A 12,446-nucleotide genomic window follows, 5' to 3' on the forward strand; every position below is an offset into this window, starting at 1 on the left:
AAAGTTGTTAAATGCTTTCCCAAATATCAGACAACGTTATCTCCACAGGTTGTTGATGCTCGTAATACACATTCACAACTCCCAAATAAGAAGGGTTGGCAATTTTATGAATGCCCTTTTCAATATCTTCAAAAATCTCTTCGCGATAATCCAAATCTAACCCCCAAAATATTCTAGATGTTAAAAACATCGAAAATGGAAACGATGTTCTCAACACTTTTCGATTATCATTCTGTTGAGTTTGCTTTAAAAGTTCTTTAGCTGTATTAATAGGAGAAACCCAAACTTTACTGTTCCACTCTCTCTGGTCGGGAAACTTCAAAGGTAGATTTTCTAAAGTGTGTGTATACAACAATAAATGAGAATATGGAGTATTTGCCCAGATACGTTTTAATTGATCAATATCCATTGATTCAAAGCTACCGGAACTGAAATCACGTTTTGCCTCAAGACAAGCAACGCCTTTTAATGTCTCGCCGGATGTAAATTGAATGGTTATCAGTAATGCGATGTCACCAAATCTATTTTCTTGCCTACCTCTATTTTTGAAAGATTGCCAATTTACAATTTTTGACCATCCGTCAAATCGTATTATTTTATTGCTAAAGAGTTGCCGCAGCCTTTGCATTAATTGATAAGAAATATGATTTTCATCCCACTCATAAGGGTGAGAATCAGCACATATTTCATTGAAAATGCTTTCGAGACGTTCTACGGTTTGCCTCATTGGATTTAAAGGGCAGATGATTGATTTCCGGCAAATATATGGCAAATTTAATTAATGAGCTTTAAAGAAACCTGCGAGAATAGCTTGATATTATTTAAATAATAAATATGTATCAGTCGCCGGTTTTATCAAATGTGCCAAGTAAGCATATTCGCTGAATAACGTATTAATATGACAGAATAGAGCAAGTTTTCTTGAATAAGTTGACTTTTGAATGACGTCAAGCAGCACTATTTAAAATACCCTGCTACAGGCAGTTTTGTATTGTTTCAACTTCATTGATTGTAATTACTTTGGTTCTTATTTTTAGTCGCTCGTACGTCTTTTTAGCTTTGTAATTGCAACGGTCGTCATTCGTAATGAAGGTGTCAAAATGAGCACCATAAAATGTATGTAGTGCGTCATCAAACATATTGTTGAAGTGTCCGTCTGTTTTGTATCCCGCGAGATCAAATTTAAAAAACGTGTCAATGACTTTGGAATACATAAGGTTGTCACTTGTTTTATTATTCGGTGTATATGCGTCAAAAATGTCGGTCAATTCAAGATGCTTTGGTAGGTCTTTGAAGTTTGAGTTCACAGCTTTAATAAGCTCCGGCTTATTTTTTATTTTATTGAGGCTTGTTAGCAGATATACTTTAAAAGCCTTGTAAAGCCCGTAATCCGATTTTAGTCTTGATTGAAAGTTGTAGATATCCGCTTGCAGTGCGTGTTGATTATTATGAATTTTTGAAAGAGGAAACATGATTCCGAACATAGGTTCAATGTATCCCTTTTTAAATTCTGGTGACAATGGAACAAGTTTATACAAGTTTAAAGCACTTTGCATTAATGGTTCGTCCTTAAATAAATCGTCATACGAATTAGGTTCGAATTCCCATTCTTCTACTTTTTCTTGGAAAAATTCAAATATGTCTCTGTAATGCCATTTCACTTCCTTTTCGCCCCAGTATTGGCAAATGCATAAGTTGTCAGTAAACTTTTTGATATTGTTTAAATGACCGTCAATGTAGTCTGGATTTTTCTGAAAACCTCTAAATAGGTCATTCAGATGAGCATTTGAATATGCCGTTGTGACTTTCTTGTCGGTTAACAGTGTCAGTAATAGCTGATAGTTGGGTTTGTCAACTTCAGGAATTTTGTCAAACTTTTCAAGTCTGTCAAAGATGTTTAGGTCTATGTAAACGGTCATTTAAAATTGCTTGTAACGTTCGGGGCTTTCCGAAGGCAGGGTATTTCGACACTGTCGTTCATTTGAAAAAATACATTTCGGTTAAGTACAAAACTGTCATGGAAGTTCGTCTCCCACTCTTTTGGCAATAACTTGCTAGCTGTTTTTTTCTATTTATCAAGTCCATATTTTTGTCCGTATTCTCTAACTTTCATTAAGAAATCAGGACTTGTTTTATTGTTCAGAAGTCCTTTATATTCTCGTTTAGCTTTGTCAAACTGTTTAAGTTCTCCATAAACTATAAGTTTCCCAAAGGGTGTCATGATCATATCTGCTTTGTCTAACTCTTGAAGCATTTTTTCTGTGCTATCAAGGCGGTTAAAATATGGCAAAATGAATTCTGTTAAGTTTTTTCTCATTTCGGCAATAAGATAGTGCTCGTCAGTTCGCTCTTTAATGTGATACCAAGTGTCATGTTGGTTTCGTAGGCTTCCAATTCTTTCTCTAATCAAACATTCCGGTTCAGTCGGATAGCCTGGAAGTCCTTTATCACTATAATTGTAAAATGCAAGCCAATACTCTGGGACAAAAATCCCCGTGTTTATAGTAAAACTAATACTGTCTTTATTGCCAAACGCATTTTTCTGAACATTAATGATTTGTCCGACGGAGTCCAGTTTTAAGTAAAAATTATTCGCCTTTTTCTTAAAGCCTAATGGTTTCAATATTTCGTGAAATCCGTCCTTAATAATTTTCTCAAACTTTATTTCCGATACTGTCTTCATTTTCGTTTTACAGTTTGTCGTTCTAAAATCACAGCTAACTCTTAAATATACAAAGTTCGACCAATTGTAATGCTGCTGTTGTATAGCTCAATTATTCCCGCTTGTTTACAGAATGTATCAATCTTGCACAAATCGTCAATAAATAAGTTAGAAAAGTGTCCAGTCATCCCGACAGCTTTAAAGAGGTTATCAGAAATGATGGCCTCTTTTGTTTTTAGCATTGACCGGTAATGCATCCCGGCATAGGTTGGGAGGGTCGCTGGTCAAAGCGCCCAAGCGGTCAGTTTTTATCGGTGTCCATCCCGGCTCTTAGTTTCCTTTCACTGCCGCTTACGACAATGGCTCCCTTATAGCTTATCATGTTTGCGATAGCTAACCCGTTAGGCAATCCAGCGCTGGAAAACTTCCAGTTTTCGGATTCCTTATCCTTTCGGTAAACCCCATCCCATTGCCCTGCCAATAATGCATTGCCGCTTCTTATCACATTAAAGGTATAAAGCTGGGCAGGTAAGCCCTTTTGAATGTTTTGCCAACTATTTCCCTTGTCAAATGATGAAAATAGCTCATTATACACCATTGCATAGAGTCCTTTATCGTCGGAGCTGATATTATGCAAAGCTCCATTTGAAAAGATTTTCTTCCAATCTTTTTTGCCTATTGGTGAGCTAAACGCTCCCTGATTTGTGGCAATGTAAATACTTCTATCAAACACCGCTATGCCGTTTACCTGTAGCGTGCTGTTTCCATATTCCTGTTCCCATTGATTGCGCAAGTCATTATATGAGTAAAATCCGGAGTTCGTTGCTGCGTAGAGCTTATGGTCGATTTCGGCAAATTTTCGAATGGTGAAGTTATCTAAACCGGTATTTAGCTTTGTCCAGCTTTTCCCTTCATTCTCAGAGTAGAAGATACCGCCAAATTGTGTTCCTGCGTAGATGCGGTCTTTATAAAACTGCAAAGCTCCCGGATTACTTTCAATCAGCTGCCTGTCCGTGGGAATATTGATCCACCTATCTTCTTGGTTATTAAAGAAGTATAGTCCGCTATCCTTTGACAGGAGCGCCAGCCTGTTTTCAGAAACGGCAATTCCACCCAGCCCAATTCTGGTTGTAGCGGGCAAACCTGTACTTTTATTTTCCCATGTCAACCCATTATCGGCCGAAAAGTAAATAATCCCGTCCGCCGTTTCCAGCGGATAGCTAATTCCGGAAGAAGGAATACTGCCAAGGGATGAACCGTTTTTTGTGTCACTGCCGGTTTGTCTACCACAAGAACTTAAAACAACCAAGAGAGGTATAATTATAAGACATACTATCCTTACCGCCTTCATAGTTATCTTTTTTAAGTATATCAATCAATTCAACTCATAAATTCATATAAAATCGGGATGCGCAAAAGCCTGATTGCCCATTCGTTTGCTTAGTGATCATTGGGGCTCATTCTAATATAATGTTAATGCCTGATATATTTATGCCAAAATATACAGTCGGCAAATCAAAAGTATTAATATCACTATCAGGACCGCCTCACCTCCAAAATCTCAGCAGGCATCCTGGAATCCGTTCATAAGAAATGGAACGAATTATGAACGGTGAATGATTTTTAATTGAATGGCTTAAAGAAAAGGCCACGAAACGTCGTTAAAAGCGTTTTGGGGCTTTTTTTATTAATGAACGCGATGGCAAATGGAGGTCGGTTATGTGTTTTAAAAAATACCTAAAAATTAGTATTTCACACGATGCAAAGGGTTTGCATCTTGCAGCACCAATCACAAAAAGCAATTTAAATGAAAAACTTGTTCTCGTATTTAGTAGCATGTGTAATGCTTATATCCTGCTCGAAAGATAAAGATAAAGATGAAGCTGGCAGTAATTTATCAAACACCCCAACTGCCAAATCAACCTACGACAACAAAAACTATGGTATTTATAAAGGAGTTTTTGTAGGATCAACCGGAAATATCTTAATCAATTTTAAAAATGACGGCACCACGTTATCGGCGAGTTTGGTAATTGATGGCAAATCGTATACTTACACATCCAATAATTCGACCACAGAAGGCGCAAATAGCACTATCACTTTCCGTAATAATAATGACTATTTCGATTTTACGGTGAATGCAGACGGAAGTACCCCAACTATTACGAATATTCACGTTAACGGTCATAGCAATGCAGTAGTGCAGATACTTAAAGAAGAGTCTTATGCACAAGCATATTGCTTTGAAGGGACTTTTACCGAACAAGGCGGCAATGGTACCGTGAACCTGGTTATCAAAAAAAACAAAGTTGAAGGGTTGTTTATTCCTGCTGACTTCCAGGTTATCCCTCCTTTAAAAGGTTCGATAACTAACAATAACATTACAGCTACTATTGGGGAAAACCCCAACCCGGTCGCAACAATTACAGGAATTATCAGTGGCAACGATATTAAAGGAAGCTGGAGTTCGGATACCGGTTCTGGCAGTTGGAAAGCCCACAGGACTTTATAATATTCCTGTTGTCAGAATCGGTCCAGCCATCCTGATCACAGGGACAAAAGTAGAAAACTCTGCTTTTGTCCCTTTTTCTTTTCCGTGACCTCCCAATAATCAGGTCCACCTTGTACAAATACGGATAGTAACTGCAATTTTTTATATTACATGGAATCTCAGCAAACGGATCCGGTATATGGAACACAAAAAAGAAGCGAGTTTAAAAAACAGATCAATACGACCCAAAAAGATGAGGCAAGCCAGGAAGCGATCCATCAATATACGACTTGATAAAACAAAGTATCCAGGATGACATTAAAGATGGTTTCAAAAAGACCATTGCAAAAAATCTAACGTTAGGAATCTATGACCGGATAGAGACTGCGCCGCTCCATCGCCGCAAAGGGTTAGCGACAATAGTTCTGAAGAAGCTTGAAGATTTAGCAATGTCCAGGGCTAAAACGAAAGGTTTACTGGTTGCAACACAGGCGGGCAAGGTTTTATACGAGGCGCTTGGCTGGAAATTATATTCGGCGTATACTTCTATCGTAATTCCTGAACCGGGATATTAATCTGTAACAGGCGAAAACTAGCCTTCAAAAAAATAGTCCTGACAACCAACATAATTTAGGCTTTTTTACCACACTTTTACGGTTTAAATGCTATATTGTCTAAAGACTATCTTCCTTGTGACATCTATTATCTAAAATTAACCCGGTCTTTGGAGTATGGATCGTTCAACAATTACTCAATACAGCTTCAGGAAGAATCTTCCATCAGAGTTCGAGATTATAGACCTGAGTTCACTTTACGAACAACATGGTGATAAACTTGCCTCGCCTCACAGGACCGCCTTTTATCATATTATTTGGCACCAGGACAAAAGCACCAATCCGAAGGTTGATTTTAAACCCATCCGCGTTCATTCCAACTCTTTGTTGTTTCTGAAGAAAGGAATTGTACAGCAATTCAACAACGTAAAAGCGAAAGGGAAAGCGCTTTTGTTTACCGAAGAGTTCGTCGCGCGGCATCCGGAAGCCCTAACTTTTCTCAAAAGCACCATTCTTTTCAATGACCTGCTTGAAACAGCCCAACTCCGGCTATCGGCTGGCGACCTGACGATCCCGCGGGTATTTGAGGCCATTGAAGGCGAATTCGCCCGTGATCCGGATCACTTTCAGCCAGGCGTCCTGCTTAATTACCTGCATATTTTATTGCAGGTTTCCGAACGCATGTACAGAAAGGAAGGCTTTCGCGAAATCAAAAAGAGCGCAGACCTGGATTACACCCTGCTGTTCCGGGACGAACTGGAGTCTCACTATAAAACTATCCGGCAGGTTAGTCAATATGCGAAACTGCTCAGTGTTACAGAAAAGAGATTAAACGCCGCAACAGCCAGGATACTCGGCAAACCTCCAAAAGAAATTATTGATGAGCGGGTCATGCTGGAAGGAAAACGCCTGCTGGCGCACACATGGCTTAGTGTGAAAGAAATCGGTTACAGCCTCGGCTTTGATGAGCCGACCAATTTTATAAAGTATTTCCGTAAGCATAGTGGCAAAACCCCAATAGAGTTCCGGGAGCAGTTTTCAAAATAGAGGAGCGCAAAAGTATCATCTTTCGGAGGATTCTGACCTTTTAGATAACATGCTGGCGAATGACCTTTGTATTGTAAAACAGAACAATCACAACAATGAAAAAGGCGTTTACCGCGGTGGCTGTTATGGCCTCCGTTACCCTCTCATCCGCTCAATCTAAAAAACAAACTATGCAAAAGCAGGAAGTAGTGGCACTACTCAAAGCCATAGAAACAGGCGCGGCGGAACCCGTAGCCTCAATCAATGCCAAACATTACAAACAGCACAACCTGGCGGTTGCTGACGGACTCGCCGGTTTTGGCGCATTACTTCAGCAATTGCCTGAAGGTTCGGCCAGGGTCAATACAGTTCGCGTATTCCAGGATGGTAATTATGTTTTTGCGCACACTGACTACAATTTCTTCGGACCCAAGATCGGCTTCGATATATTCCGCTTTGAAGACGGAAAAATCGTCGAGCATTGGGACAATCTCCAGGAAACAGCCCAGCCTAATCCGAGTGGCCATACTATGACTGACGGCCCAACAGAAGCAAAGGATCTTGACAAGACAGCAGCCAATAAAAAGCTGGTCCGCCAGTTTGTAGAAGACATCCTGGTAAATGGCAGGATGGACAAGCTCACAGGCTACTTCGACGGCGACAATTACATCCAGCACAACCCAACGATCCCGGACCAGCTATCCGGTCTTGGAAAAGCATTGGAAACGATGGCAAAGCAAGGCATTATCATGAAGTATGATAAGATCCATATGGTACTCGGGGAAGGCAACTTCGTACTCGTTGTAAGCGAGGGCCATCTCGGCGGGAAACATAGTTCTTTCTACGATCTTTTCCGCGTGGAAAATGGAAAGATCGCAGAACATTGGGATACTATTGAAGAAATTCCAGCCAGGGAAACCTGGAAGAACGAAAATGGCAAATTCTAAGCAGTAATCTTCTTCCGGCCGGAAAAGATATTTGTTTTCAAAACGACTTTTAAAAAGGTGGGATTTCCCGGGAATAAGTCCGGTGACCGGACAATACCGGGAAAGCTCCCCCAGCCTCAAAAATACTTCGGACAAGAAACCTGCCTGCTCGCGCCCGAGCCCGAACCGGACAACGAAAACCCAATGGACAACTCATGCGATCCATTGCTGTAGGATTGAAACCCACCTATCGAAAAATCATAGGCATAGCCGATCCGCAGCTCTGGTATCGGAAATATTTCCATCGCCGCTACAGCGGCATTCCTGTTCTTCACTGTTTTTTCAAGGTATCCCTTTTCGTATAGGCGCACCCCGGTACGGTATGAGCCGCCCAGCCATATTTTGTCCTTAAAGAGCAGGAAAGCATTCAGGTCCAGCGTGCTTGGGCCGCCCCTGTCGTCTTTCAATAAGAAGGATGGTTTAATATGAATATCCTCGCTCAGCGGGACGAGCATGCCTGCGGTAAGGAAAAAATGCGGTTTAGGCTGGGGAATGTAAACAAAGCGGGACTTGCTGATATAAGGAGAGATCAGGTTATCCACGGAAAAACCTGCATAGAAACGCTCGTCCGCATAATAAATACCCGCTCTCGCGTCGGGCACTACGGTGGTTTGCGTACCGATGGGTGTTTCAAACTCGGGGTCCAGCGTATTCAACATCGCCCCGTTGATACCCAGCTGCACTGCTCCCGCGCTGATACCGAACGCCAGCCGGGCCGTCCCCTCTTCGTTCGTTTTTATGCGGTATGCGTAGCTCGCGTACACGGATTGAGAACGCTGGGCACCCAGCTTGTCGCTGGCCACCTGCAATCCGAGACCTACATTGCCGTCGTTCGCGATACCGTCTGCGGCGATGGAAAAACTACGCGGCGCACCCTCGATGCCAGTCCACTGCGCACGGTAGTAGCTGTGTATATTCAGCACTTCCTTGTAGCCCGCATATGCAGGGTTAATGTAAATACCATTAAACATGTACTGACTGTACTGTGCAGCCTGCTGCGCAAAGGCCATGCGGCCCAGCAGCAGAAGCACTCCCATAAATACGATCCCTCTTTTCATGTCAGATGTTATTAAATGTTATTGTTTGAATTTCCTCAACAGGGTGGTATATCCTTTAAATACCTCCCATTCCGCCGAACCGGCTTTTTTCACGCGCAAAAGGTAATAGTAGGTCCCTTCAGCGAGCCCGTCGCCTTTCCAGGTTTGCTGGTAATTTTTCTGCCGGTATACTTCAGTTCCCCAACGGTTCACCATCACCAGCTCGTTTTCCGCATATTTATGCAGCCCGCGTATCTCGAAAACATCATTTTTACCATCGCCATTGGGCGTGAACAATGTTGGTATCTGCAGGCCCTCCGCTTCCACCTTTACCTTAACCGCAGCCATATTGGTCGTATACCCCTCCATATCCTGGACGCGGTAAGTAAACGCATCATCGCCGCTGTAGCTGTTCTCCGGCAGGTATGTCACCCTGCCGTCCCCAAGGATCACTACCTGTCCATGCTGCGGCCTGGTGATAATACGGAGGCTTCTCCTGTTGAAGGCGGAAGAACCGGCATCGTCATTGTCAAGCACGGGCACGATCACCGGTGTGTTCAGCCTGGTGCCCGCCTCATCGTTAACAGCCAGCGGCGCCCCTGCTACTTTTGTTTGTGTGGGTGAATCGTTGTCGGTGTCCGTTCCGGACCTGTCCTTAACTTCTCTATTCACGGGCGTCAGCGCGGTTACTTCGGCGGTGTTGCTCACCCTTCCCCGTTCGCGGTCTTCCTGGGTAAGTTTGTATATGGCAGACATCGAAGCTGAAGCGCCCGGCTGTAGCCTATCTGGCAGCATTTGGCTGAATCCCAGCATGGCGTCTGAAATAGTTATATTATGCAAGGCCGTATTTCCGGTGTTTGTAACCGTGAATGTATAGGTGATGCTGGCATTGTCTGACCGGAGCTCCGCTGTTTTTACAAGCGTTATTTGCCCGGCCATGGGCTTAACCTGGATGTTGACCGTTACAGTAACCGTTCCTCCCCTGCCATCGGAGATATTGACATTGAAGTTGTCTGTCCCGGTGTATCCCGCTACCGGTGAATAGGTATAGGTGCCGTCGCTGTTTATTACAACCGATCCATGAAGGGGATCCGCGGCACGGGTAAAGGTCAGCGCATCGCCATCGATATCTGCGCCTGTTACGAAGCCTCTTGCGGGAGTGCTTTCAATGGTGGCCCTATCGTCGCCGGTGCCCACTGGCATATCATTCACAGGGGTAACCAGGATGCTCACAGTCAATCTGACAGTGCCGCCATTCTGATCGGCAACAGCAACGAAAAATTCATCAGGACCGTGATAGTTGGTGTTGGGCGTATATGTATAAGTGCCATCGGGCTTTACTTCTGCCCTGCCGTGGGCAGGAGCGGCGGCCATGGAAAAAGTGAGATCAACACGATCGCTGGTTTTAGCCTTGACTGCGCCGCTCACTGGGGTATCTTCCGGCGTGGTCCTGGTGTCGCCCGTGCCTGTGGGCACATCGTTCACCGGGATTACGGTAATGTTTACTTGTACCGTTGCATGACCGCCGTGGCCATCGCTGATGCCGACTGTGAATACATCGGCGCCGTTGTAGTCCGGGGCCGGGGTGTAGGTGTAAGAGCCATCGGGATTCACCGTTGCGGCGCCATGGGCCGGTTCTGATGCCCTGGTAAAAGTAAGTTGATCACCGTCCGTGTCCATTCCTGTTACTGTGCCGCTTACCGGCTTGTCTTCCTGGGTGGTTCTGGAATCGCCGGTACCAGTGGGAGCATCGTTTACCGGGGATACCTGGATATTTACAGTGACGATGGCGGTTCCGCCGTTGCCGTCGCTGATGCCGGCCGTAAAGCTGTCAGGACCTTTATAATCTGCATCCGGCGTATAGATATAAGTACCGTCAGGATTCACCACTACTGCGCCATGAGCGGGGTTGGTATTCCCGGAGAAAGTAAGATTGTCGCCATCTGTGTCTGTGCCGGTCACTTTGCCTTCCGCCTTCGCGTCTTCGTTGATGGTTTGCGGATCGGCCTTTCCGGCTGGGATATCATTAACGGGTGTTACGATGATATTTACGGTTACAGTGGTATTGCCGCCCTGGTTATCGCTGATGGTGATTGTAAAATTATCCGGACCGTTATAATCCGCATTGGGCGTATAAGTGTAAGAGCCGTCTGTGTTTACCGTTGCAGCACCGTTGGCCGGGTTTGTGGATTTTGTAAACGTAAGTTGATCTCCATCTGTGTCTGTGCCGGTCACTGTACCATTTACAGGAGTATCTTCATTGGTGGTTTTATTATCACCGGTTCCTGCCGGGGCATCATTCACTGGCGACACGGTGATATTCACAGTCACGGTAGCACTGCCGCCATTACNCAGCATTCGGTGTGTAAGTGTACGTACCGTCAGTATTCACTATTACAGACCCATAGGAAGGATCAGTGGCTTTTGTAAAAGTAAGCTGGTCTCCGTCTGCATCTGCCCCGGTCACTGTGCCGCTTACGGGGGTATCTTCATTAGTGATTTTAGTATCACCTGTTCCCGTTGGGGCATCGTTTACCGGGGAGACAGTGATATTGACGGTTACGGTTGCGGTTCCGCCATTACCATCACTGATCGTGATGGTAAAGTTATCGGAGCCCCGGTAGTCTGCATTCGGGGTGTAAACGTAAGTGCCGTCAGTATTAACCGTTGCGGCGCCATTAGACGGGTCAGTGGCTTTGGAGAATGTAAGCTGATCTCCATCTATATCTACTCCGGTCACTGTGCCATTTACAGTAATATCTTCGTTGGTAGTTTTAGTATCACCATTTCCTGTCGGGGCATCGTTTACCGGTGAAACGGTAATATTTACAGTTACTGTAACACTCCCTCCGTTGCCATCGCTGATGATAACGGTAAAGTTATCGGAACCGTGGAAGTCTGCATTCGGCGTGTAAGTATAAGTACCGTCAACATTTACGGATACCGTACCGTTGGATGGGTCTGCAGCTTTCGTAAAAGTAAGATGATCGCTATCCGCATCTGTACCAGTTAGCCTGCCGCTAACAGGCGTTTCTTCATTAGTGGTTTGAGCGTCGCCAGTTCCAGCGGGGGCATCGTTCACCGGCGACACAGTGATATTGACAGTTACAATTGCTGTTCCGCCATTTCCGTCATTGATCGTGACAGTAAAGTTATCGGAACCCTGATAATCTGCATTCGGCGTGTAAGTATAAGTACCGCCAGCATCCACCACTGCAGTTCCATTCGAAGGATCCGTGGTTTTTGTAAAAGTAAGTTGATCGCCGTCCGTGTCTGCACCGGTCACCGTGCCATTTACAGGGGTATCTTCATTGGTGGTTTTGGTATCACCGCTTCCTGTCGGCGCATCGTTTACCGGCGACACGGTGATATTGACCGTTACAATTGCAGTTCCGCCATTACCGTCACTGATCGTAACAGTAAAGTTATCAGAACCGTGGTAGTCAGCATTCGGCGTGTAGATGTAAGTACCGTCGGCATTCAACGTTGCGGTACCATTAGAAGGATCCGTAGCTTTTGTAAAAGTAAGCTGATCTCCGTCTGCATCTGCACCGGTCACTGTGCCATTTACGGGGGTATCTTCATTGGTAGTTTTAGTATCACCATTTCCTGCCGGGGCATCATTTACCGGAGACACGGTGATGTTCACAGTCACGGTAGCACTGCCGCCGTTGCCGTCACTGATCGTAA

Annotated in this window: 11 protein-coding genes; 4 read left to right on the top strand and 7 right to left on the bottom strand. The window is 44.3% G+C overall.

Annotated features, from left to right (window positions below):
* Window positions 1-7: 7 nt before the first annotated feature.
* From R3I13_RS22970 to R3I13_RS22985, 4 genes are all read right to left on the bottom strand, one after another.
* On the bottom strand, window positions 8-727 hold the full coding sequence (locus R3I13_RS22970) for a hypothetical protein (protein WP_346320321.1): 720 nt from the start codon (window positions 725-727) through the stop codon (window positions 8-10).
* A gap of 247 nt (window positions 728-974) precedes the next feature.
* Complete coding sequence (locus R3I13_RS22975; protein ID WP_346320322.1) at window positions 975-1,919, bottom strand: hypothetical protein; 945 nt, start codon at window positions 1,917-1,919, stop codon at window positions 975-977.
* 149 nt (window positions 1,920-2,068) lie between these two features.
* On the bottom strand, window positions 2,069-2,683 hold the full coding sequence (locus R3I13_RS22980; RefSeq protein WP_346320323.1) for a DUF4304 domain-containing protein: 615 nt from the start codon (window positions 2,681-2,683) through the stop codon (window positions 2,069-2,071).
* Window positions 2,684-2,963: 280 nt separating this feature from the next.
* On the bottom strand, window positions 2,964-4,013 hold the full coding sequence (locus R3I13_RS22985) for a YCF48-related protein (RefSeq protein WP_346320324.1): 1,050 nt from the start codon (window positions 4,011-4,013) through the stop codon (window positions 2,964-2,966).
* A 456-nt stretch (window positions 4,014-4,469) separates the two neighbouring features.
* Here R3I13_RS22985 and R3I13_RS22990 point away from each other — a divergent pair, with 456 nt between their 5' ends.
* The 4 genes from R3I13_RS22990 to R3I13_RS23005 all read left to right on the top strand — a co-directional run bounded on the left by R3I13_RS22990 (window position 4,470) and on the right by R3I13_RS23005 (window position 7,680).
* Complete coding sequence (locus R3I13_RS22990) at window positions 4,470-5,174, top strand: hypothetical protein (protein ID WP_346320325.1); 705 nt, start codon at window positions 4,470-4,472, stop codon at window positions 5,172-5,174.
* A 269-nt stretch (window positions 5,175-5,443) separates the two neighbouring features.
* Window positions 5,444-5,728, top strand: coding sequence for a GNAT family N-acetyltransferase (locus tag R3I13_RS22995; protein WP_346320326.1), 285 nt, complete (start codon window positions 5,444-5,446; stop codon window positions 5,726-5,728).
* A 156-nt stretch (window positions 5,729-5,884) separates the two neighbouring features.
* Window positions 5,885-6,754 carry a helix-turn-helix domain-containing protein gene (locus R3I13_RS23000; protein WP_346320327.1) on the top strand — a complete coding sequence of 290 codons (870 nt, stop codon included), beginning with the start codon at window positions 5,885-5,887 and terminating at the stop codon, window positions 6,752-6,754.
* A gap of 170 nt (window positions 6,755-6,924) precedes the next feature.
* Window positions 6,925-7,680 (top strand): nuclear transport factor 2 family protein, encoded by a 756-nt coding sequence (locus R3I13_RS23005; RefSeq protein WP_346320328.1) that lies wholly within the window; start codon window positions 6,925-6,927, stop codon window positions 7,678-7,680.
* A 116-nt stretch (window positions 7,681-7,796) separates the two neighbouring features.
* On the opposite strand, the gene R3I13_RS23010 is transcribed toward R3I13_RS23005, so the two are convergent.
* From R3I13_RS23010 to R3I13_RS23020, 3 genes are all read right to left on the bottom strand, one after another.
* On the bottom strand, window positions 7,797-8,777 hold the full coding sequence (locus R3I13_RS23010) for a type IX secretion system membrane protein PorP/SprF (RefSeq protein ID WP_346320329.1): 981 nt from the start codon (window positions 8,775-8,777) through the stop codon (window positions 7,797-7,799).
* Between the two features lie 18 nt (window positions 8,778-8,795).
* The gene (locus R3I13_RS23015) at window positions 8,796-11,114 is read right to left on the bottom strand and encodes an Ig-like domain-containing protein (protein ID WP_346320330.1); all 2,319 of its coding nucleotides are present in this window, start codon (window positions 11,112-11,114) and stop codon (window positions 8,796-8,798) included.
* Window positions 11,104-12,446 (bottom strand): Ig-like domain-containing protein (locus R3I13_RS23020; RefSeq protein WP_346320331.1); only part of this gene is annotated, 1,343 nt, incomplete at its 5' end. The genes R3I13_RS23015 and R3I13_RS23020, both read right to left, overlap by 11 nt.

Origin of the sequence: Chitinophaga sp. YIM B06452 (assembly GCF_039655965.1) — a bacterium.
GTDB lineage: Bacteria > Bacteroidota > Bacteroidia > Chitinophagales > Chitinophagaceae > Chitinophaga.